Origin of the sequence: Rouxiella sp. T17 (genome assembly GCF_036663475.1) — a bacterium.
Lineage (GTDB): Bacteria > Pseudomonadota > Gammaproteobacteria > Enterobacterales > Enterobacteriaceae > Rouxiella.
This window is the reverse complement of the sequence record NZ_JAWUEA010000040.1, coordinates 271,572-294,414: the sequence shown is the minus strand read 5'-3', so window position 1 is coordinate 294,414 and position 22,843 is coordinate 271,572. Positions and strand designations below refer to the sequence as shown.

25 protein-coding genes and 1 pseudogene are annotated in these 22,843 nt (G+C 43.4%); 6 read left to right on the top strand and 20 right to left on the bottom strand.

Going from position 1 to position 22,843, the window contains the following annotated elements; translation table 11 throughout:
* Nucleotides 1-52 precede the first annotated feature (52 nt).
* The gene (locus tag SC206_RS19185; protein WP_332739793.1) at nucleotides 53-1,495 is read right to left on the bottom strand and encodes a protein adenylyltransferase SelO; all 1,443 of its coding nucleotides are present in this window, start codon (nucleotides 1,493-1,495) and stop codon (nucleotides 53-55) included.
* Between the two features lie 66 nt (nucleotides 1,496-1,561).
* Entirely contained in the window at nucleotides 1,562-2,287 is a 726-nt protein-coding gene (locus SC206_RS19180; protein WP_332739791.1) for a CerR family C-terminal domain-containing protein, read from the bottom strand.
* A gap of 132 nt (nucleotides 2,288-2,419) precedes the next feature.
* On the opposite strand from SC206_RS19180, the gene SC206_RS19175 reads away from it, so the two are divergent.
* From SC206_RS19175 to SC206_RS19160, 4 genes are all read left to right on the top strand, one after another.
* Nucleotides 2,420-3,550, top strand: coding sequence for an HlyD family secretion protein (locus SC206_RS19175; RefSeq protein WP_332739789.1), 1,131 nt, complete (start codon nucleotides 2,420-2,422; stop codon nucleotides 3,548-3,550).
* The gene (locus SC206_RS19170; RefSeq protein WP_332739787.1) at nucleotides 3,547-5,115 is read left to right on the top strand and encodes a DHA2 family efflux MFS transporter permease subunit; all 1,569 of its coding nucleotides are present in this window, start codon (nucleotides 3,547-3,549) and stop codon (nucleotides 5,113-5,115) included. The genes SC206_RS19175 and SC206_RS19170 overlap by 4 nt, the downstream gene beginning before the upstream one ends.
* Nucleotides 5,116-5,121: 6 nt before the next feature.
* Nucleotides 5,122-6,531, top strand: a complete 1,410-nt coding sequence (locus SC206_RS19165; protein ID WP_332739785.1) for an efflux transporter outer membrane subunit — start codon at nucleotides 5,122-5,124, stop codon at nucleotides 6,529-6,531.
* Nucleotides 6,532-6,713: 182 nt separating this feature from the next.
* Nucleotides 6,714-6,938: a superinfection immunity protein gene (locus tag SC206_RS19160; RefSeq protein WP_332739783.1), complete on the top strand. Its 225-nt coding sequence runs from the start codon at nucleotides 6,714-6,716 to the stop codon at nucleotides 6,936-6,938.
* Here the strand turns inward: SC206_RS19160 and SC206_RS19155 are convergent.
* Nucleotides 6,906-7,433, bottom strand: coding sequence for a dihydrofolate reductase (locus tag SC206_RS19155; RefSeq protein ID WP_332739781.1), 528 nt, complete (start codon nucleotides 7,431-7,433; stop codon nucleotides 6,906-6,908). The genes SC206_RS19160 and SC206_RS19155 overlap by 33 nt on opposite strands.
* 426 nt (nucleotides 7,434-7,859) lie before the next feature.
* Nucleotides 7,860-8,750, bottom strand: a pseudogene (locus SC206_RS19150) (lipoate--protein ligase); the annotation flags it as partial.
* 185 nt (nucleotides 8,751-8,935) lie between these two features.
* On the opposite strand from SC206_RS19150, the gene SC206_RS19145 reads away from it, so the two are divergent.
* Entirely contained in the window at nucleotides 8,936-9,619 is a 684-nt protein-coding gene (locus SC206_RS19145; RefSeq protein WP_332739778.1) for a hypothetical protein, read from the top strand.
* Here SC206_RS19145 and lysC read toward each other — a convergent pair.
* The 12 genes from lysC to SC206_RS19090 all read right to left on the bottom strand — a co-directional run bounded on the left by lysC (nucleotide 9,612) and on the right by SC206_RS19090 (nucleotide 18,540).
* Complete coding sequence (gene lysC, locus SC206_RS22105) at nucleotides 9,612-9,824, bottom strand: Rz1-like lysis system protein LysC (RefSeq protein ID WP_442976141.1); 213 nt, start codon at nucleotides 9,822-9,824, stop codon at nucleotides 9,612-9,614. The genes SC206_RS19145 and lysC overlap by 8 nt on opposite strands.
* Nucleotides 9,825-9,834: 10 nt before the next feature.
* Nucleotides 9,835-10,182 (bottom strand): hypothetical protein, encoded by a 348-nt coding sequence (locus SC206_RS19140; protein ID WP_332739776.1) that lies wholly within the window; start codon nucleotides 10,180-10,182, stop codon nucleotides 9,835-9,837.
* 239 nt (nucleotides 10,183-10,421) lie between these two features.
* Nucleotides 10,422-10,778, bottom strand: coding sequence for a hypothetical protein (locus SC206_RS19135; RefSeq protein WP_332739774.1), 357 nt, complete (start codon nucleotides 10,776-10,778; stop codon nucleotides 10,422-10,424).
* A 34-nt stretch (nucleotides 10,779-10,812) separates the two neighbouring features.
* Nucleotides 10,813-11,424, bottom strand: coding sequence for a hypothetical protein (locus SC206_RS19130; RefSeq protein WP_332739772.1), 612 nt, complete (start codon nucleotides 11,422-11,424; stop codon nucleotides 10,813-10,815).
* A complete protein-coding gene (locus SC206_RS19125) occupies nucleotides 11,412-11,843 on the bottom strand; it encodes a hypothetical protein (RefSeq protein WP_332739769.1) in 432 nt (143 codons plus the stop codon). Before SC206_RS19125 ends, SC206_RS19130 begins: the two co-directional genes overlap by 13 nt.
* A 3-nt stretch (nucleotides 11,844-11,846) precedes the next feature.
* Nucleotides 11,847-12,296: a glycoside hydrolase family protein gene (locus SC206_RS19120; RefSeq protein ID WP_332739767.1), complete on the bottom strand. Its 450-nt coding sequence runs from the start codon at nucleotides 12,294-12,296 to the stop codon at nucleotides 11,847-11,849.
* An 85-nt stretch (nucleotides 12,297-12,381) separates the two neighbouring features.
* Entirely contained in the window at nucleotides 12,382-12,642 is a 261-nt protein-coding gene (locus SC206_RS19115) for a hypothetical protein (RefSeq protein ID WP_332739765.1), read from the bottom strand.
* 178 nt (nucleotides 12,643-12,820) lie between these two features.
* Nucleotides 12,821-13,819, bottom strand: coding sequence for a DUF6453 family protein (locus SC206_RS19110; protein WP_332739763.1), 999 nt, complete (start codon nucleotides 13,817-13,819; stop codon nucleotides 12,821-12,823).
* Nucleotides 13,816-16,920, bottom strand: coding sequence for a fibronectin type III domain-containing protein (locus SC206_RS19105; RefSeq protein ID WP_332739761.1), 3,105 nt, complete (start codon nucleotides 16,918-16,920; stop codon nucleotides 13,816-13,818). Before SC206_RS19105 ends, SC206_RS19110 begins: the two co-directional genes overlap by 4 nt.
* 3 nt (nucleotides 16,921-16,923) lie before the next feature.
* Nucleotides 16,924-17,328 (bottom strand): DUF6950 family protein, encoded by a 405-nt coding sequence (locus SC206_RS19100; RefSeq protein ID WP_332739759.1) that lies wholly within the window; start codon nucleotides 17,326-17,328, stop codon nucleotides 16,924-16,926.
* A 19-nt stretch (nucleotides 17,329-17,347) separates the two neighbouring features.
* The gene (locus tag SC206_RS19095) at nucleotides 17,348-17,983 is read right to left on the bottom strand and encodes a DUF2163 domain-containing protein (RefSeq protein ID WP_332739757.1); all 636 of its coding nucleotides are present in this window, start codon (nucleotides 17,981-17,983) and stop codon (nucleotides 17,348-17,350) included.
* The gene (locus SC206_RS19090; protein ID WP_332739755.1) at nucleotides 17,980-18,540 is read right to left on the bottom strand and encodes a hypothetical protein; all 561 of its coding nucleotides are present in this window, start codon (nucleotides 18,538-18,540) and stop codon (nucleotides 17,980-17,982) included. The genes SC206_RS19095 and SC206_RS19090 overlap by 4 nt, the downstream gene beginning before the upstream one ends.
* 56 nt (nucleotides 18,541-18,596) lie before the next feature.
* On the opposite strand from SC206_RS19090, the gene SC206_RS19085 reads away from it, so the two are divergent.
* Nucleotides 18,597-19,430 (top strand): DUF6216 family protein, encoded by an 834-nt coding sequence (locus SC206_RS19085; RefSeq protein WP_332739753.1) that lies wholly within the window; start codon nucleotides 18,597-18,599, stop codon nucleotides 19,428-19,430.
* Between the two features lie 11 nt (nucleotides 19,431-19,441).
* On the opposite strand, the gene SC206_RS19080 is transcribed toward SC206_RS19085, so the two are convergent.
* The 4 genes from SC206_RS19080 to SC206_RS19065 all read right to left on the bottom strand — a co-directional run bounded on the left by SC206_RS19080 (nucleotide 19,442) and on the right by SC206_RS19065 (nucleotide 22,834).
* Complete coding sequence (locus SC206_RS19080; protein WP_332739751.1) at nucleotides 19,442-21,709, bottom strand: hypothetical protein; 2,268 nt, start codon at nucleotides 21,707-21,709, stop codon at nucleotides 19,442-19,444.
* A complete protein-coding gene (locus SC206_RS19075) occupies nucleotides 21,709-22,023 on the bottom strand; it encodes a hypothetical protein (protein ID WP_332739749.1) in 315 nt (104 codons plus the stop codon). The genes SC206_RS19080 and SC206_RS19075 overlap by 1 nt, the downstream gene beginning before the upstream one ends.
* A gap of 74 nt (nucleotides 22,024-22,097) precedes the next feature.
* Complete coding sequence (locus SC206_RS19070) at nucleotides 22,098-22,382, bottom strand: hypothetical protein (protein ID WP_332739747.1); 285 nt, start codon at nucleotides 22,380-22,382, stop codon at nucleotides 22,098-22,100.
* Nucleotides 22,379-22,834: a phage tail tube protein gene (locus SC206_RS19065; protein WP_332739745.1), complete on the bottom strand. Its 456-nt coding sequence runs from the start codon at nucleotides 22,832-22,834 to the stop codon at nucleotides 22,379-22,381. The genes SC206_RS19070 and SC206_RS19065 overlap by 4 nt, the downstream gene beginning before the upstream one ends.
* Between the last annotated feature and the right edge of the window lie 9 nt (nucleotides 22,835-22,843).

Below are 22,843 nucleotides of genomic sequence, written 5' to 3'. Positions count from 1 at the left end.
TCCAGGGCGCTTTTTTGTCAGCGGTATTAGCGGGTGGGATCAGTTTTTACCATTAGCTTGAACAGGAGACTTCAAGATGTTTGCCCCAATCCGGCGGCAGCGCGGCCAGCGCATCAAAGCGCGGGTCATCGCTAAACGGCTGTTGCAGCGCCTGATGAAGGAGTTCCAAAGCAGTAATATCATCTTTTTCGGCCCCTTCTATCGCCTGCTGGGCCAGATAATTACGCAAAATAATCCGCGGATTAACCTGCTTCATCGCCGCCTGACGGGTCGCGTCGTCGACGTTTTCCTCGAGCAGTCGCTGACGATAAGCCTGATACCAGTTGTCAAAGGCTTCGCGGTCGATAAACTCATCGCGCAATAAAGACTGCGCCTCGTTTTGCCTTGTTTCACTTAGCAAACGGAAGGTACGCGTATAATCGCGCCCTTCTGTCGCCATCAGGCTAAGCAGGCCCGTGAGGATGTTATTGTCCTCTTTGCTTTGGGTGAATAACCCAAGTTTGGCGCGCATCAGCTGACCATATTCGCTCATCAGCGCCGGTTCATAGGCCGCCAACGCCGTCTGTAACTGCTCGGTTGACATTAATCCTGACAACGCCTGCGCCAGTCGATGTAAATTCCAATAAGCTACCGAAGGCTGATTATCGAAGCTGTAACGCCCCTGATTATCCGTGTGATTGCAGATAAAATCGGGCTGGTAGTCATCAAGAAAACCATAAGGGCCGAAATCGAGCGTCAGGCCAAGAATCGACATGTTATCGGTATTCATCACGCCGTGCGCAAAGCCCACACTCTGCCATTTGGCCATCAGCGTCGCGGTGCGCTCTACCACCTCGGTAAACCACAGTTGATAGGCATCATCTTTACCTGTTAACTGTGGCCAAAAATGTTCGATGCAATAATCAGCCAGCTGTTTGACCTGCTCCGGCTGTTTGCGATAGTAAAAATGTTCAAAATGACCAAAACGAATGTGGCTCGGCGCAACGCGAATCAGCATGGCGCCGCGCTCGGTTTGCTCACGATAAACGGGATCGTTACTGGTTACGATAGTTAGCGCTCGGGTGGTCGGAATGCCAAGATGATGCAGCGCCTCAGAGGCTAAGAACTCGCGAATCACCGAACGAAGCACCGCGCGGCCATCGCCCATGCGCGAATAAGGCGTTAATCCGGCCCCTTTGAGGTGCCAGTCCATAACACGGCCATCGGGCAATTTCTGCTCGCCAAGCAGCAGGCCGCGCCCGTCGCCGAGCTGTCCGGCCCAGACACCAAACTGATGGCCGCTGTAAACTTGTGCCAGCGGTTTCATGCCGTCAAACAGCTTTTCTCCACTCCAGTAAGCCGTGTTTTCGGCGCTAAACAGTTCTGGATCCAGCCCCAACTCGGCGGCCAGCGGCGCGCTGTGATACAGCAGGCGCGCGCCCATGAGGGGCGTTGGCTGGAGCTCGGTGTAAAAACCGGTGAGCCGGTCGAAATAGTGATGTTCAAATTGCGGCATACTTTTCTCCTTGAGGGAGGCCTCTTTACAGCCATCCTTTTCGTCCGGCGTGCCAAAATAGCGGGTCTATTTAACCTGCCAGCTGCGCATCAGGACCTGACACTGTTCGCGCACGGTGCTTTTTATCAGCGCCCTTTTCTCTGCCAAAAACTGGCTGTTTTCCTGTTCCGCGCTGCCATTTTCCGGCTCGGCGTTATAAAGCGGATGTTTAATGGTGTAAAAAGTCGTCGCTAGACCAAACAGCGCCAGCGTTCTGATTTGCGTGAGCTCGTCATCAGCAGAGGTTCCACAAACGCGCGCCACCAGCGTTACGCCAGCAAGATGAATATGATTAATCAACTTCTCGTTGAAAACACCGGCGGCCTTTTCCGGCCCCTGCCCCATCTTGATGCGCACATGGAACAACCGCCGTTGATGCACCGAATTATTGTTCAACACCCGTTCAAGAACGGTTTCGAGCATTTGGCAAAACATCTCGATGCAGGCTTCGTTATCAGGCTGTTTATTTAGCTCGATACGCTCCAGCAAAGGGGCAAACCATTGGTAGCTCTCCGTCGCCAACGAGTCTGCGCAGGTGATGTAAAGCCCCTCTTTATTTTCAAAATAATACTGCAACGCCGGCGTGTTAACGCCCGCGTGACGGGCGATTGCGCGAGTTGATGCCCCTTCGAAGCCCAGCTCGCCAAACAGCACGATAGCGCTGTCGATAATGCGTTGCCGAGTTTCATCCCCCCGGGCATAACCGCCGGACGGAGGATGACGCAACAGTTTGGGAAAAGCGTTATCAGTCATTAATCCATTCCTGTAGCAAAACATGCGAATTATAACAGTCAAATGACATAATAAAACTATATCACTTGACACAAATGTACCGTTTGGAATATTTATCTCAACCGGAATAATTTCATCGATAAGGTTTTCACTTTGCTACTTGCCTCTATTAACGCCTCATCGGCGCCAACACCAGAATCCGTCGAGACGCCTCAGCCTCGTCCGCAAAAAAGTAAAAAGCGTCGAATCTTGCTGCGCCTCGCCTTGGGTGTCGCGTTAATTGCGGTGCTGGCTTTCGCCTATTGGTATCTCTTCGCTCGTTACAATGAATCGACGGACGACGCCTACATTCAGGCCGATAGCGTGACCCTCGCGCCAAAAATTTCGGGCTATGTCGCTAAGGTGCTGGTGAAAGATAACCAGTGGGTGAAAGCGGGCGATCCTGTGGTGCAGATTGAAGACGACCAGTATCAGGCGCGACTCAATCAGGCGAGCGCCACTATTTTGGCGGATCAGGCGGCTATCGATCAGGCCAATGCTGAAATTAATCGCCAAAATGCTCAGATTGAAGAGGCGCAGGCGCAACAGCGCGCCGCCAAGGTGCAGCTCAACTATTCAAATCATGAATATCAGCGCTATTTGCCGCTCGCGGCCAGTGGCGCAGAAAATCAGGAGAAACTGGCCGAACTACGTCGCAGTCGTGATCAGGCACAGGCCGATTTTGATGCCAACGTGGCGGCGGTAAAATCGGCGTCGGCGCAGATTCAATCCATGCACGCGCAAATCGAGCAGGCCAAGGCGCAGTTAGCTTCCGCGCAGGCGAATCGCGCGCAGTCCAATATCGATTTCCGTGGCACGATAATTTATAGCCCGCTCGATGGCCGCGTGGGTGATCGCGCCGTTCGCGTGGGTCAATACGTGCAACCCGGCACCCGTTTGCTCACCGTGGTGCCTGAACATGACCTCTATCTAGTCGCCAATTTTAAAGAAACTCAGCTGACCCACATGCTGCCCGGCCAGCCTGCCACGCTGCATGTCGATGCTTTCCCAAGCCATGATTTTACTGGCGTGGTCGACAGTTTCGCGCCGGGCACGGGTTCGCTGTTTGCCCTGCTGCCGCCGGATAACGCCACCGGCAACTTTACCAAAATCGTGCAGCGCGTGCCGGTACGCATTCGGATTACCGACAACAGCGAGGCGGTGCAACGCCTGCTGGCGGGGATGTCGGTGACGGTTGATGTTAATACTCAACCGCAGCAGCAACAGCAACAGGCGCAGCCATGAGCAGCAGCGCCATTGTCGGCCAGCAGGCGCCACAGGAAAGCGCCTCGATCACTGACTGGATTGCCGTTTTTGCCGGGGCGCTGGGTGCGTTAATGGCGACGCTGGATATTTCAATAACCAACTCCGCGCTGCCGCAAATTCAGGGCGAAATTGGCGCGACGGGCACGGAGGGGACCTGGATTTCGACCGGTTATCTCTTGTCGGAAATTGTGATGATTCCCCTCGCTGCCTGGCTCAGTCGCCTGCTTGGCCTGCGTAATTTTCTGTTGTGGTGCGCGCTGTTATTTATCGTATTTTCGGTGATTTGCGGCACGTCGGGCAGCCTTACGCAGATGATTTTTGGTCGCGTCGGACAAGGTTTTGTGGGCGGCGCGATGATCCCGACCACGCAGATGATTATCCGCACCCGCCTGCCCCGTCGACAGCTGCCGCTCGGGATGTCGATTTTTGGCGTCATCGTGATCCTCGGGCCGGTGATGGGTCCCGTACTCGGCGGTTGGCTGGCGGAAAACGTCTCCTGGAACTGGTGTTTTTTCCTCAATCTGCCGGTCGGCATTGGTTTGATGGCGCTGCTGTTAGGTGGCCTGCCGAAAGAGAAACCGCACTGGGAAGGCTTCAAAGAAGCCGATTGGCTGGGCATTGCGGGCCTTAGTCTGGGCCTGAGCTGCCTGACGGTCGTGCTCGAAGAGGGTCAGCGCGATCGCTGGTTTGAGTCGACCTTTATTGTCTGGCTGACCATCGCCATGGTAATCGGTTTTATCCTGCTCGGCATTTCGCAGTTTACTGCCAAAAAGCCGGTGATCCGCCTTTCGCTGCTGCGCAATGCGCGCTTCGTTAGCGTGTTACTGATCGTCTTTGTGGTCGGCATGGGGCTTTACTGCGTGCTCTATTTACTGCCCCAGTTTCTCAGCAACATTGCGGGCTACAACGCCCAGCAGGCGGGCATGGTGCTGCTTATCTCGGGAATTCCGAGCCTGATGCTGATGCCGGTGCTGCCCAAATTACTGCGCAATGTCGACAGCCGCATGCTGGTGATTACGGGCATTGTGCTTTTTGCGGCCAGCTGCTTTCTTGATATTACCTTAACCACCCAGAGCACCGGCGATGACTTCTTCTGGTCGCAGTTACTGCGCGGTGCGGGGCAAATCATGGCGATGATGCCACTGAATCAGGCGTCGATGGCGGCGGTAAATGATGATGAGGTCGCCGACGCCGCGGGGCTATACAACATGATGCGTAACCTTGGCGGTTCGGTCGGGCTGGCGTTGATGGGCATCTTTATCGACAGGCAAAGAAAGCTGCATGACGACATTATCCGTGAATCGGTGACCGCCAATTCACCGCTGGCAGAGAGCCGAATGTCGGGCAGTGCGGGACAATTTTTCAGCCAAAGCGGCGACATGGTGCACGCCAAAATGCAGGCTTTCGGCCAGCTGGCGAACGAAATTTCACAGCAGGCGCTGGTGATGACCTATTCCGAATCGTTTTTCGTATTGGGTATCGCGCTGGTGTGCTGTATTCCGCTGGCGCTGCTGCTGCGCGCGCCGCGACTATCAAACAAGTGAAAAAAGATGAATAAAAACCTAGCTAAATTAGCATCATTAAGCGCCCTGGCCTTGCTGCTGGCGGGTTGCGCCGTGGGTCCCGATTATCAAGGCGCGCCCAAGCTGCCTCTAAGTGATAAATTTGCCCGGCTGCCAAACGCCGGAGTCAGCACGGGTCAGGCGCAATCGCAGTGGTGGCTGGCGTTTCATGATCAACGTCTCAGCCAGCTCATTGTGCAGGCGATGCAGCATAACCCGGACATGGCCATTGCCCGCGCACGGCTGCAACAGTCGCGCGCCTCGCTGGCTGGCGATCGCGCCCAGCAGCTGCCGAAACTCGATGCGACAGGCACTGCCGTACGTGCCGGTCTGCCTAACAGCACCGCCGGTTTGCCTATCGATAATCCGTTGAATCTTTACAGCAGCAGCTTCGACGCCAGTTGGGAGTTGGACCTGTTTGGACAGCAGCGTCGTACTACCGAGGCGGGCCGTGCCAATCAGCAGGCCAGCGAAGCCAGCCTTGCCGATACCCAAGTGGCGATTGCGGCAGAAGTCGCGAGCAACTACCTGAAGCTTTGCGGCGCACAGGAGCAGCTCGCCAATTTGCAGCAAAATATTGCGCTGCAACAGCAGATGCTGACTCTGACTCAGCAGCGGCAGGCGCGCGGCGCGGCAAACGAGAGCGACGTGAATCGTCTGCAAACCCAGCTCGAAAACAGTCAGGCAACGTTGCCAAACCAGCGGGCGCAAATCACTGATTACAAAGACCAGCTGGCGTTTCTGTCCGGCCTGACGCCGGGTGCGCTGGATTCCGTGCTGGCGGGCGCGGTCAAACTTCCTGCTCAGCCGCAGCAGGTGAATGTCGGTGATCCTCTTGCGTTGATACGCCATCGTCCGGATATTCGCAGCGCCGAACGCAAACTTGCTGCCAGTAACGCCACCATTGGCGAGCACGTTGCCGATCTTTATCCGAAAATCACCCTGCGCGGTATTCTCGGCTTCAGCAGTGACAGCGGCGATAACGTCTTCGACACCAACAATAAAACCTGGTTACTGGTGCCGATGCTACAGTGGAATATTCTCGATTTTGGCCGAATTCGCTCGCAAATCAACGTTGCCAAGGCACAGCGTGACGAAGCCGAGGCACAGTGGCGAAAAACCGTGCTCGATGCGCTGCGTGACGCTAACGGCTCACTGTCGCGCTATGGCGAACAGCGCCAGACGCTGGTTAATTATCTCAACGTAGAAAGCAGCACCGATCGCGACCAGAAGCTGATGCAGCAACGTTACAGGGCGGGCGTTGCCAGCCTGATTGACGTGCTGGACACCCAGCGCACCCAGCTTGATGCGAGCCAAAAGCGTATTCAGTCGCAGACCGATTTGGCGCTGGACTATGTGGCGTTGCAGAAGAGTTTAGGATTGGGCTGGCAGGCTTAAGAGATTGAAATGCTTTGTCAGGGTAAAACGCTATATTTACCCTGACAGAGCCAGATTTAATGCTGAAACGTGTGTGAGTTCAAAAAAAATACAACTTTGTTAACAGATGCAACAGTCGTTGAATTTCAAAATTAACGCTTTTAAAGTAGAGAAATTACCACATTATTATCAGTGAATTACTCATGACTACTGGCCAAATGCTCGTCCCCATCGCCGTGATTCTGGCCTGTGCGGGATACTTGCTTCCCTTTCTGATTGCCGATCACAAAAAACATTCCAGGTTGCCTGCTATCTTTGGCTTGAATCTACTCTTTGGCTGGACGCTTATTGGATGGATTGCCGCGTTAGTTTGGGCGTTATCCCCGTCAAACCTCTCAAACGACCAACAGGCCGAAGTCAGCCGTTAATTTTTTATTCTCAAACTCCTTAATGACAAAAGTTTGATAAGAATAGGCTGGGTTCTCCTTTATATTCTTGACCCACACCAGCTTGAATCTTTCCGTCGGGATCTTGGGGCCATAAACGTCGCCAATAACATTAACCAGCACGGTGGATTTGTATATTACATGACAAATCTTCACCGCCTCGTTATACAGCTTGGCACCGCCCGTAATCACCAGCTCCGTTCTCCCCTGCTCTTGAGCAATCAATAAAGCCTCGTCTAATGAGTGCGCCCTTTTAACCTGCGGATCGTCTATAGGATGAGAACTTAGAACGATGATGTTTTCACTGGGGACCCTGCGAAAATGGGTTTCATAGGTGAGTCTTCCCATTACAACCAGCTTGTTTTGCGTTGCAGCAATAAAACGTGCCTGTTCACCTTTAGCCTGCCAGGGAATGGTTTTTTTATGACCGAGTATATTGTCTTGCGATGTTGCGTAAATCATTGAAATCAATATCATAAAGCCATCTCGTTATATATTAGCCTGCCAGAAGCTTGGTTGATAGATGACTATACGATAGTTCCTAAAGTAGAAGTAATCAATTACCTTACATATAATTGCGAATTAGTCGTATTATTTAGAAGATGTCTATTTTTCAGAAAAGTATTATGTTGTGATTATCTAAACCAGACTAATAAGCTTTTCAGCTTGCTGTTTGAATAATATACAATTCGTACAGTTTATTAACAAAAGCCGCACATTTATATTTAACTTAAGCTTAGTGATTTGTTTAAATATTAGATTAACTTAATACACCGATTAACTTTATCAATACACCCATTACTGGTGGGAATGAATGCATTACTTTCAGGAATGAATTAGTCATTCGGCGCACTCTTCAACTTGGTAGATAAATAAAGTTGCGCCAATAGTTCTTGTCAGGCGCTACCTTATACAACTCGCCATCCATTCGGCCAGCTGTTGCAGTTCAACCCGATGCTGCGGAAACGCCAGCGAAGACAACTCGCATACCTGCATGACCTCTTCGGTGTGATATTTTCTTCCGACTAACCGCTGGGCAAAATCATTTAACGGCTCGGGATTAAGACTGTCGGTAAATAACTTGGCGCGACTGATAAACCCTTTTTCAATATCGAAATAGATATCTACACCGCCCCAAATAAAGCGTTCATTTAATTCGTGACTAAAAGCGGGCGCTTTACCAAAATTCCATTCCCAGCTGCTTTGTTTGGCAAACTGTTCGGCAAAGCCGGGCAGATCAGGATAGACGTCAGGGGAGATTATTTCGGGCTGCACCCGCGCGCCGTAATAGTCGAAAAACGCCTCGGCGATCGCCTCGCAGATTTTTAGATGATCGATGCCCTGCGCCAATTCGCTCAAGTTAGCCACCCGCGAACGCACGGAAGCAATCCCCTTCGCGAGCAATTTTTTTGGGTCCGGATTCAGATAATTTGCCAAACGGCTTAAATCGGCATCAAGTAATAACGTGCCGTGATGAAAACCGCTGTGCTGAGTCTCGCGATAGGCCGAACCGGAAATTTTGCGTTCGCCCTGCGCCGTAAGCGCCACTAAATCGTTACGCCCTGAAGCACTGGCGGTTATACCTAAACTTTTCAGCGCGTTAAGGATAATCTGCGTCGATACGCTTTTATCATATTCGGGCTTGCCCGCCATAAAGGTGAAGCAGGTATTGCCCAAATCATGAAATACCGCCCCGCCCCCGCTGCTGCGACGCGCAAGGCGAATGCCGTCTTGCTCCATGCGCGCGGTATTACACTCTTTCCACGGATTTTGCGCCTGTCCGATGACCACGGTTTTGACAAGTATTAAACACAAGATAATGCGTATCATTATTATTTTAAAATTATTAAATTACTGAAACCGCTTAATAGTTAAGAAATTTTTAAGTACTTGATTGTTCTTTTATGAACTTAGCAATACAATAAATTCAATGTGATTTATAAAATAAAATATTTCCTTTGATATGATTGGGTACTTAAATGGTCTTTAAAAAAGCAATGAATAAACTTAAAAAATTTGAAAAATTGAAAACATCTCACGTAATTTGTTTCTGTCTAGGTGCTATATTACCAATTTATTATGACTTGCTGTTTTTGAATTATTTTACAGCTCCCATCGTAACGTCAATGATGGCTTGTTTAACAGCAAGCACAGCAATAGTTGCTGCTTTTAAGGCATTAAATTGGTTTTCAACTAAAACAAATGATAAAGCTGTTGAAATTGCTGCTGACATTTGCAGTTGTTACAACAAAGTCTTCCTAAACAACGCTATGTTGATTGGAAATTTAGAATTATTGAAAGATGCAATCGATAACGACAACGAAATGCAAGTGCAGAGAGCAACAAATGAAATTAATAAAATTAGCTCAATTATTGTCGAGGCATCCTATGAAATACCTCACCATCTAGTCTTACTCGGATACTGGAAAGCACGTTTAAATGATGAGACAACACGACTTCAATACGAAGTAATGACAAAGTTCGATAAATACATGGCAAGTACTCAAACTCTAGCAATAGATCTGATGGAATCAAACAAGCAAACTCGCCATGAGAATTATAATAAAAATTTGAAAAAAATTAGAGAGTATGAGGCACTCACAGTCAAATTTCTAACGAAATTACGAGGTGGTTTTAATGACGCTTTTGAATTTATTAAATAGATTTGATCAAAGCATCCTTACTTACAGCACAAGTACTATACATGTCTTGCCACTCTTTTAGAGTACTGACTAAATCGGCACCGGTTATACCCCTTGGTATAGGGGTATCTCGTGTACAAGGTACGAGTAATGACTCCTGGACTTCAGGCTTCTGTACTTGTACTACGGGGCTTGTACATCCAACTAGACAAAGTACTATTATCATTCCAATCACTTTAATCATTTCCCATATCCCTGAGTTTATTTGATTCATCCTTGTATTTTTGAAGTACATCTATTGCAGTTTGATCTATACATACAGTCTGATATATAGGCTGCTTCACAATCGTTTGTACTTCATGGGTAACAGTATTCTTGTTCTGCTCAAGTACTATCTTTTGATCTTCGAACTGCTTGGCTATGGTTGCCTGAATTTTGTCATTCTGTTCTGCTACAATTGTTGCGGCTTCAAGAGCTTTAGTACTCTTATACCCATCCCAAATTGTATGGGCCTTCCAGCCTCCAAAAATGCAGACTAAAATCAGCAGTCCTAGGACTGTTGATTCCTTATATAATGCGGTCATTACCCCTACCCTTTTGTTCACGTATCTTATGCAGGAGGTCTTCAGATTGCATATCGGTACAATCCGTGGAGGCCCAATATAATTTTTCAAGCTTATCTATCAGGTCATCATCTTTAGTATTTTTGGTAAGCTTCACCATTCGATGAAGTACCATAAAAAGTACTTTTCCAATATTCTGCTTTGAGCAAATTGTCAGTACTATCTTCATTAATACCTGTAGAAGCATTTGCAGGAGAAAATTAATTATGATTATCATTTTTCCCCCTTAAGTACTGGCAAACGAAAGCGTATGCTCGATACCCTTTTTGCGTATAGTGAAATTGATTGAGAACCTTTACTTCGTAATCAACATCTTCAACACTGAACTTTGTAGTACTCCCGTCTAATAGCAAAGGATGATTATCATGCGTAAATGAAGTAACGAATATATCTCCTTCCTTTTTATTAAGTATTTTCTTGATTAATCTATGAGTTACTAATCCTTTCTCATAAGGATATGTAGTACTAATAGGCTTCTCGCCCGAGAAACTTTGTAGTACTAACTCATTGTGGGGGTAACAGGGGAACTGTAGTAATGCATCTTCCATTGAATTCATAATAACTTCCTTACTTTGTTATTTTATAATCGTATTATCTAAATGTGTAGCGGAATGAGCCTCTCATATCCTGTATTGCAGCTTCTGATTTATCCTTCGCTCTCTTGTAGAAATCAAAGATATTCTTTCGCTTCTTTTTCTCAACGATACCAATCACTCTTAACATTCGATTTCTTTTAGAAGCCTTAGTTTTGATTGAGGTATCAATTAAGTAAGTTTTTCCATTGTTGCCCTGTACTTTTTTATAGGCACCGCTTGCAAGTTTTGTTCTGAGGCTTCGTATATTACCTTGCTGGGTGAGCTTTGCTGAGCTTGTAGGGACAATATCCTGCCCCGCAATATTTGAGTACTTTGTATCGATTACATATCTCAGGTATTTGGCTTGGTTCTGCTTGACGATGATATGATTGTCAGCCGTACCATTACTATTGCGAGTAAATGTAAAGAATATTGCCTTACCGCTAAAAGCCACTCCCCCACCTTTGATATCAGCATTTAGTTCTACCTGCATCTCTTGTGAAACCTTACGGATCCTATTTGAAAGTTCTTTATTAAATGCATTTCCAAATTGAATACCATTCCTGATAATGAACTGTCCGGCTTCTCTAGGCGTTTGACCTTGCCATCCTGCGGTTATACCAGCCATCCCAAAATCTCCCTGATTACACCTATAGTACTTCTACTTTTCTTTATCTTGGTTTTAACCATAATTGCTTTATTGAGGCAATTTAGCTCGCTACCGTGTAAGGCAATCAATGCGGTTTCAACTTGTAACGCTTCTTGTAGAGTTTTGAAACACCATAAAATCTGTTTATTATAAGTTTCGCCATTTTCTATATACTCTTTCACGGTTGTTGAGCTACTCACGTAAGTTACCCAATTCGATTGAGTACTATCAGGTGTTATATTTCTCGCATCTTTAATACCTTTGTATACTTGTTTGATCCCGATGTAGTACTCACCGCTATCAGGAAATGTGATTAGGTATACGAATGCTGCATGATCATATACGTCATTAATACTCCAATCTTGAGGATTGAACATGGACCAAGGGGATAAATTCATAAATTACCCCTTAAGTACGTAATCAAACATGGAATCAACACGATTGGGCGTTTGTCTATACCAGTTAGAGTTTCTGATTTCTGCCACCGCTGTTGCATAATTACTATTGGTCATGGCTGCCAGGAATCTGTGAAATTCTTTGGTTTTAGTTAGTCCAAGTTGAAACACCATGAGTACTAAAAAGTCATTCCATCGTGAGTAGGTTGGTAGATTTAATTTAAGGCTTACGGCTCCCTTTCTAGCTTCAGCTAAATCTTCTTCTAGAAATGCATCAGCCTGTGCCTCAGTAATACCTTCAATATATAAACCGGCCTTGATTAATCTTCCATAACCGATTGTCCAGTACCCCAGACTGTCTTTATAAGGGTAAAATTTGTTATTACGAAATATCCCTCTTTTTTCCTGATATAGTTTAGTACCTTCATATTGTTTTAATTGTTCTGTAATATCCATATTATTCATTCCATAAATTAATTATCTTGCACTCTTATTTATGGAATCAAAATAAAAAAGCACTGAAATGAATCAGTGCTTTTGATTAGGGTTTCTCAAGAATAGTAAGTATTTTTTGCACATTCAAATTTAGAATATTAATTGATTCTTCAAGTTTTTTCAGTGATTGTTCTTGATCGGCCTGTTTTTCCTGAAGTTGTTTAAGTTCAGCTTTAAGTAAGAGATAATTAGTATCTTGTTGTGTAATTCTTTTATCAATATCAACACTATCGAGTCGTCTATCGCGGTAGATAGTCCATATACCGATCGCTATCGTTGCAATCAACGATATGGTAGTTAAGTCCATTTATATTATCCTAGGGATAGTACCAGCAATAGAAATGCCCACCACGGCAAACCGTAGATCACAAGTATTGCTAGTATTATTATTGTCATTGAGTTTATTAAGTAATTCATGATATTTTTACCTCTAGTTTTAGTTAATTCACGAGGTATTTATTTATTACTATGAAATTTGGTATGATTTAAAAATAGTCTGTACTCCAAAGGAATGGCAGTGGTCTTGAATTATAAACTACCTGCACATTTGGACTTGTCGATCCACCTGCCCCTAATCCTTTTCCACGTGCAGTACTGAGTATTCCACCCCCCATACTAAGGTTTCGATCATTGAAATCAAAAGTTTGTTTTTCAAGGCCAATTGCTCCAAATAATGGGATCATCGGTTGCTGTGCCCAATCTGCTGCACTGAAAGACGAAGAGTCATTGTTCAAAGCCGGAGTATTGATATATCCCCGATGTAGCATCGGTGTTTCATAGGAGGTGAATGAGAGACGATTATCAGCTCCATAGATAGCCATGCCATATGAGGGCATAACAGGCTGTTTAATGGAGAAAGCACATATCTTCATCGCGGTACTGATACCCGAAGTACTCCCATTTTGCCAACCCGTAATGGTCATGTTGTTCTGATTGAGCTGCAAGCCAATGTTTGCATTATCCCACCCAGCGAAAACTATTGAACCAGACGCGACCGGTACAGCGAATGAGCCAGTAAACGTGAAGCTGTTTTGATAACTTAAGAACATCCCTTGAGTACTGTCTACTACGCTAGGAAACGCCCCAGCGTCAGACGTGTAGAGACCAAAACCATTCAGCGAAACCGTATTGTTATAGATACAAAAAACATTAATATTATTAGGACGTGGCGTACTGATTTGATAACTATCACCTTGGTCTGCATTAAATGATGCCGTTACGGTAAGCCCATTAATTGAAATTGAAATTGGCTGTACTTTGACTGTTGTATATACAGTAGAATGAGCAACGCCTAATACGTATTCAGGGATTGCTACTAGCGTTGCATCGGCTGGACATCTTCCCGAGAAGTTTTGGCTAATAGTATTATTCGAGGCACTTTTATATAACCCCGTCATACTACCAAGATAACAAAGCGGCTTTGTTTGATTCATACCGTAGGCTTTTCCATTACTGCCATAGGTTACTAGTCCGTAAGTACTCATGATAACCTTCCTAGCTTAACTTTGAGTACTCCACTTGCGTCATAAATCGTAATACCGTCCCCATTTATTTGCACACGCCCGCCACCGCCGGTGCCCGTAATGTCAAAACCGCCGTTTTTATCTATTGCCCAACCAGAAGTACCAGCGACATAATTATCAGAAGAAATTAACCCTGATATTTTTGCATTTGTTATTTGGCCGTTTCCTAGGTGATAGTTCAAAATTGAGCCTGTAGCAATTTTCGCAGATTCAACTGCTGCTGTACCTATCTTGGATGCAGTCACTGAAAGGTCATTGATCTGTGCAGTACCAATAGCACCATTTTGGATCATGGCATTCTGAATATAGGTAGTACCATTTTGCACGACGAATGGATAAATCTTGGTATCAGCACCCGCCGTAGCTGAACTAATAATACTGAATCTATCTGCAACAACGGTGAATACTGATTGTTGTTCAACCCCATCTACTTTAATTGCAATGCCAGAAACATAGTTATTATTGTTTACAGATAAGTACCATGCAGTATCACTTTCATCAGTAATAATTTGAGTAACAGCATCATTGAATTTTGAATCACTAATAATATGGTCCACGGTATCATTTGCTAGTTTACTATAGGGCACTGTCGAGTTTTGGTTAAAAGGTAAAGCAGCCGTAAATTTGATATCGTCGTATCCAAACACATCTGTCATGCCGCATCGTACATAGTACTGACCATCAACCAGATTGAATGATGCCGAGTACCTTGCAGTACTGTCAAAGTACTGAACGCCTGAGCTGAAATCACTTGAAGCACTGCACTGTAATAGGATACCGCCATAATCACTGGGCTGGTTACTGTCATCCCATGATACAAATACAGAATCAATACCGCTCTTGATAACGAATCCCTGTAGTAATGGTGCCTGATCGTTCTTCACGGTTAGCTGAATTTCTTGGGAAAACGTTGCACTATCCTGCCCCCAAGCCACCAAACCGAACGTTCTTTTACGCCCCAACCCATCAGCCTTATTCATATCAAACGTGTATGAGAAGCTGTTAGACGTCGTGTAATATGACTTTAAGTATGTACCTGCACTATTATAAACCCTCACCTCGTAGTACTTGAAGTAGTCAGAGAAGAGTCGATCATTCACCTTTACGCTAGTCTGCACATCCCATGCAATATTGAAATCAGTACCATCAGTTGTATTCAAGTCACTTGAGTTGTTCACCAAGTGAAGATTTGTAACTGAGGGCATATCAAATTGCAACTGAGGAATAGTACCGGTTATGGTTAAAAGGCTACTCGCATAACCGATTGTGTTGTATGCACATACTCCAAAATCATAGGTAACCGTGCTGTCTAAGTTATAAATTGAATAAGATGTATTGTACTTATTGACTGAACCAGCATTTATCCAAGTACTATCACTACTCTTCTTATAGCGAATGCCATAAGACGTGACGGTACTATCTTGACTGGCTGTCCAGCTCAATACAACAACTCCCCCACTGGTAGTCGTGCCAGACTTGCGAACAATCAAGTTAGTTGGAGGTGCAACATAGGTCGCACTGGGTAACTGGTTGTCAGAAACGATTGGAAGAATACCGGCATCAGTACCAGAATATACCTCATCATAGTACTCAACACAGGTTAATTGAATTTGCCCAATATCAGTTGCCGCAAGGGGTATTTCTTTACTAATAATACGGTACTTCTTATTCACAAAACCAAGTTCTGCAAATGTCACGCTGATTACATCCCATACTGATACGCTCATACCATCTTGAGTAATAAACGAAAGTGAACTCTGTGAGTACTTAGATTTTAATAGTTCGCTATTACAAAGGAATGCCAATTGTTCGGGGTCTTGTACCCAAGTGTAATTGTTATCTTTTTTAATTACCCTACCATCACGTTTGAGTACATCTGAATTATACAGATTAGATGGATACCTAATTATATTTGAACTGTAAGCACCATTTAGATCATCAGAATCGTAATCATCGGATTCTTCATCTACCCATGTACTTGTTACGCTTGGATCTGTATAAGTAGCATCGATGCAGTTAATGTAATCATCGATCCCACCCGTAGTTAATGATACAGTACCAATAATATTACTTTCATTAAATGAATGGCTTGGTAAGGTTGCCGTATCAATTGCAAGGTGTAATTCACCAAAGGACTCATATAAAATACCAGCAAACGTACTTAAGATGTTTTCAACGTTTTGTTTAAAGCTGTCCGTATAAGATATTGTACCATTTGCGAATAATCCATGACTATTACAGTACTGAGCCGCCACTTGAAATGATTCCAAATTAATAGTATCTGTACTCAAACCGAAACCATATTCAGAATTTGTTAAAAAATCATATAAAATACTTGGTGGGTTACTCGTCGCTTTCTGAGAATTATCAGTCAAATCGTTAATTATCTTACCCTTCATGAGTACTGAAAGGCTGTAATTAAGATTAGTTAGAATACCGTCAATCAATGAGTCTTCTGTTTTCTTAATGACGACACATATTTGTACTAAACCATCGCCTCTATAATCATCAGTCCAATTACAGTACTGTTTTGCTAGGCTCATGCCGTTTGAATAGGATGATTTCCCAAAGCGAACTTCAAGCTGTAGATAAGGTCTGAATTTTGCAATCAAATAATCTGAGGTAACAATACCTTCACTCGTAATGGGTTTAACAAGTACTGCTACGTTATCAAAGTACAGTTGAGCAATTGAATTTTGTACTTCACCCACTGATACACAATGCACAGTACACAAGGTATCGCCAACGTCATTATAGACGTTCTGATCTGCAATAATTGAACCTGTTTTTATGTAGGCTTCATTTTGCTCACTTCGATACTGACCACCATAGATAATTGAGATACCCGTACTTGGAGATCGTGAAGTAGTGGCCGATGCCGAGGTACTTGGGTATTGTGTCCCCGTATCTCCAACTTTCATCATTGCTGAAGTACTGATATAGCTTAAGGCGGCAACGCTAACGCCCACAATAATTGCCCCAATCAATCCAATAGTACTATATACTGCGGCGGCAGCTGAGATGCCTGCCAATATTGCCGGTACTGCGACTGCTAAAGCCATAAATCACTCCCTGATTCTGTAATACTTCATCCCATCCGTGGGGTCGTATTTTTCTAATTGATATTTTTTGTTTAATTCATTGAGTACTACAATCTTACCTAACCAAAATATAGTACTGTTACTGCTATTAATTATGATATCGCCTTCACTGGGTACATCTACCGTATCCCCATAAGCCTTACATAAATCTTCGAGCATTGGATAATCTGTAGTTTTTGCGTATTTCAGTCCTTCCTTGGCGGTTGAGTACTTTCCCTTGTATGTAGCAAGATGATTTGTATCAGCAATAATATCGAGTACTCCAATTGCCAAGAGGTGACAATCATTAACTCCATATTCAAAATCCTGCTCCATGAGTTGTGATACATAGGCGGTAATCTTTCCGTGTTTACCATTTTTAAATTTCATATTTATGGTACTTCCTTGTTTAGCTCTTCCATTCCTGAGTTGCCTGTACTGCTCCAATTCGATTGAAAAAGAGATCACCATTATGCATGGATTGATGTACTGAGTTTGATGATAGAACGTTCTGTGTTTGATCTAACTTCTTCCATATAGAATTTAGATTTACGGTAGTTGTATTCTCAATACTTCCCGATGTATTATTCATGCTTGTCTGGAAGGTATCAATGTATCCAGTGAATACCCGCTCGAATGAAATGACGACCCCCGATGCGGGGTTGATAATTGCAAGGTACAAGTTAACTTTAGAATTATTTAATAATCCTTTTAAAGCCAATGAAAGATATGATTGATTCACATTACTGACTTTAAATGAAGTTGTATTATTACTAATTTGATTCTGCTGAGTCATGGATGAAAAGCTGGTATCGAGGAAATCTGGCACACTGGTATATGTGGCCCCATTAATTACCAAGTCTACATAAGCATCTGTTAAAAAGAGATTGGTTGTTTGACTATTTGTAGGATAGATATCTATACATTTGACCACTATCCCCATTTGAAATATTTCTGATTCTGTGAGTACTGTCTTATTACCACCTCGTGTAATATTCCAGTACTTGATGAGATCTGCATTGGTTAGTACTGAACTGTCTATCATGCTGTAACATCCTCAATTGCCTTAAATGTCATTTGGATCAAGTTTTCAGAGGGAGTTGCATATGCATTATTGTCCATCTGTAACTTAAACATTCCCGTCAATGCATTGTACTTAATATTTTCACCCACCTGTACGGGCTGTTTTAAGTTCGGAAAGATTGATAGTACTGAACCCGTATTTGCAATGACTTTGTATAGTTTCTTGTGATTGGTGAATTGAATGATACTTCCCACTTCAATCTTATTACCGGCTGCTACTGATATCTGATAGGTATTTGCCCCTGCCGCTTTACTTGCTGCAATGGCCCCAGTTTGAGCACCCGTGTAAGTACTATACCAACCTAGAGACATTTCAAAGGGGGCACCCTGCCCATACTGAGCAATAAACTGCTGTAGTTCCTGCCTACTTCTAGTATGTAAATTTACCTGAAATGAAATACTGTAGTACTGCACTCCAGTACTTCTAGTTATTAATTCACCCGTCCAAGATTGATTACTGAATAATGGGGCGTTATCTGTCAGTACAAATGTGTCTATTTTTATATTATTTGAAAACACTTCAGATTCCTTATGTTATATGATATATTTATTGTTTTTTATAGGAGAAATACAAAATGGACTTTGAAAGCTTAATAGGTTATGTCGGAAAGTTTGATGTGTTAATTAACACCATCACCACTATAATAATAGTCAGCTTTTTAGCATTTTATTTTTATAAGAGGTCTGGTAGTTCCTACAGTATAATCAACAGAATATGGTCGATCTTCTTTTCACATAAAGAATTTCATAACCATTCGCTTAAAACAAACCTTTTGGATAGACTGGACATTGACAAATATAATGCCTTATTCAATGTTAAAGCAATTAACATTAAGCAAATACATGCTTTTAATGACTGGCTTGAAAAATACAACATCAATGTGAAGCTTATCTCCAAGATTAAAGGTTGGTTCGACATCCAAGAACTCCAAACTATATCTCCTAATAATAAAGAAACAGCTTTCTTATTTGCTTCAATTTTACCTGTATTATTAGTGGGGGTTTTTTCTTTAGCAATAGGTACATCAGATCAAGCTATAGTTAAAACAGACAGTGACAATGTTTGGATTGCCATTTCACCTAAGCATATAAAACCTTTATTCTCTCACGAGGTAATTACCCCTTCCCTTTGTGATAAGCCAAATTTAGATTACTCCTATTACCAGAAAAATACAGGTCTTACTCCCGCTTCACTAAAAATATTATGTAACTCATTTACCGATTCTGAAGATCAATCATCTATCGCAAGAATTATCCATAGTCAACGCCCCCTCATAATATTCGGATTAATATTCATCACTTTCTCATTAAAGATTTATAGAGCTATCATGAGAAGAATCAATGTAAGTACCGCTGAAAAACACATCAAAGAATCTTATGAAATTTATCAAAGAAAAGCCCAGCAATAAGCTGGGCTTTTTTATGAGTTTCTCGATTGAGCAGATCGTACTGCCTGCAAAACATTCGTTTTATGCTGATCCAGCATGGCTTGGAATTTCTTGCTGTCATCAATATTTGAACCGCCTGATACAACTAACGGAGCAGAAATTTCATAGTTATGAGTTGCCCCAGTACTTCCAGTATTCTGCTTGAGGTACTTGGTTAAATCTTGGTTCTGGTCTTTTTTAATGACTCGTTCGCCCCCTTGGAGTACCCAAGTGCTATTACCGGAACCAGGGACTTCATCAATACCACTATGTGCTTGCCCTGATATGGACGTCCCTTTGATGGTACTCACGATGCTGGCGGTACTGGAAAGTACGCCTGCTGCGGCTGATATTCCTAGAGGCCATCCAAGTGACCATGCTTTCGCCATCCCCTGCTGTATATTGACAATAGCCTGTGCAATGGCGATCCCTTTACTAAGGGCGAATGCGGCTTTTGCGGCTGTATTACTCTTGCCAAAGGCACCTTCAAGAGTAGTCCCCAAGTCTCCAGCAGCAGTACTCATCATGGACATCTGAGCCATTGTATTTGCACGCTGCAAGGCAATGCTCTTATCACCATATGCCGTTTCCAGTTGCTGTTTACGCTGCAAGTACACAGTCAAACTTTGTGTTTTATCATCCAGCAATTGATGATTCAGTATCATTTCATCATTCATTTCTTTCTGATTACTTTTTAGAGAATCATCAAGATTTCGTGAATCAAATGGATTACTTGCATCGGGCTGATTTATACCTACACGCTTGTTCTGGTCCATAATCATCTTCTGCCCCTGTTCGGGAGTGATCGCAGTATTAATAGCAGCCAGATTACTCTGTAGTTGTTTTGGGTCACTTACAGACAACATCTGATCAGTCATCTCTTTGAACTTGGCTACGCGGCTTTGATTCTGCTTACTAAGATATTCTGAAGTTTCCTGAGCACTAAGCTTAATAGTTTTGGCACTGTCCTGAATCTTCTTGGTTATGGCATCTTGTTGGTAGTTGAACTGGGTAATTTGTACCGCTGCGGAATCAATACCAATCTGAGACATTGCGGTATCCAAATCCTTGCGAGCCTGTAGTACCTTGCCGGCCGCCGCTTTTGCTGCCGCTTCAACCTTACCGGTATCAACCCAACCACCCGTAGGCGTAGCTCCATTAGTCTTATTCTCTTGGGGAGCATCAGAGTTTGCTTCGTCCTGACTTGCCTTGATTTGGTCTCTCATCTTCTGTGCATATTCTGGGGTATAGATACTATTTGCACCCATCTTGTAACCCCATTCGCCTACAGTAATCTGTGACTCTTGGAAGGTATTACTCCAGTTTTTCACCTGATTATTGAGATCAACGAATGTATGAACAATATCGACTAACCCGCCGTACTTATCCTTGAGTGCATCAATTTGCTGTTGAGACTTTTCGGTACTAAATGAATCCATCAGCAGGCTAACCGTACTGATACCCTCTCCCATATCAGTTAAGGCAACAACAATGGGCGTTAAAGTATTAGCCAATGTACCTTTAGCTGTAGTACTAAAATTACTGATAGCATTATCGTATTTCTGATATGCCTTGGCATTTTCATTACTTAAACTGGCGGTTTGACTATTAACATTATTCCACAAATCTTGTTCAGTACTAAATTTCTTCATGGTAGAGATGAGTTTAGATCCGTCCGATCCCATAGTTTCTAATAAATTTGTAATTACAGCAGTATTCTTACCGGCTGCTTGAAGTTGATAAAATGTATGTACTAAAGCCTGAATACCACCATCAGTCTGGTTCAAGTACTTGTTGTATTCTTTAATATCAAGACCATTGGCTTTCATATCTGCTAATGGTCCACTTCCGTCCCTAAAGGAGTCGCCTAAATGGTCTAAAACATCACGGTTTAGGTCTCCAAACTTTTCAACATCTAATCCAACACCTTGGAAAGCTTTTGATAATTTTTGAAGTTCTTCTACTGAAACACCACTAGCTTTAGAAACTTCGTTGAGCTGCTTAGCATATTCATTACTTTGATTTACTAATTCTAGAATTCCGCCAACAGCAATACCTGCTCCAGCTGCAAGCCCTACTAATCCAGTACCAGTAGTACCGAACCTGTGTTGTAATTCATTGAATGAACTACTCAACTGCCCTAGTACGCCTCCAGTTTGTTGACCAAATTGGTTCAACGCCTGACCGGATTGATTTAGAGCATTTGTAAGACCTGTTGTATTACCCGTGATGGAAAATATGAGTGACTGTAAACTAGCCATTATTTCACATCCTTATTTTTATCATCAGTATCTTTTCCAGTACTCAATTCTGCTTGAGGGAAAATAGACATGATATTTTTATGTATTGTCTTTTTATGATCGTTACTACGTTCCTCAGTACTTTTACCTGTAATCAAACCTGCATAATCAAAGTTCTCGATACTGAGACTTTTCATACCCTGTTCAGTTAGATTCCCACTACTTTTATACATTGCTTCCATTTGCTGGGCGTGACGTAGTTGGTCAACCTTTGGCCCTTGGGGTTCAATGATTGCATCAAAAACATAGAGGTATTGGAATAGGGAAATAGGCATGTATTTTAATTCATCAAAAGATAAACCACGCCTAGAGAGCATTTTGAGGGAAAATTGTAGTACTGGATCGTTTCTTACTTTTTTTCAGTATCGCTACCAATTTGTTCAAGAAGGATTTTATTAATTTCATTACTCATTAATGTATGGTATTTGAAATCAACTTGTTCTACTTGTTCTTCATCCTTAAATATTGGCTTACCCTCTTCATCAACAATACAATGGAGAATGGTTGAGCTTGAACTATTACATTTAGCATAATCACGTACTGTTGGAAGTTTGATGTATACCGTAAATTCAGGTGTTAATTCAAGTGGAGTATGTTTAATTCCAATTACTCTAATTAATTCATCAAAATTCATGCTGTTAGTACTCCCTGTGAAACTGGGGCACCATCAACTGATAGTACAAACTCTTTTGTTACCACACTGTCCTTATCGCCTGCCACTTTATCTGAACTGATAAATCCATTGTAAACAACGAAGTATCCAGAAGTTTCAGTAGCATTTTCGAAGTACGAGATCTTTACTTGAATACGGGTTTGATTATCACTTGCAGTCTGTAGCATTAACTGAGAAACAGAATCAGGGATCCAGTTTACCGTAAGAGTAATATCAGCCACTGATTTAGTACCGACAAGTTTACGGTTATATGTACTTGAAAATGTTTTTACATCAATAACAGTACTGGTACCGCCAGATGTCGCGAAAGCTGCGAGTTCATCTAATTCAGTAAATGTAGTACTAACAGTTGAGCCAGCAGTATTTGATATTTGCACCTTAAGATTTGAGCCGGAAAAGATATCCTGTGCCATATTTTATAT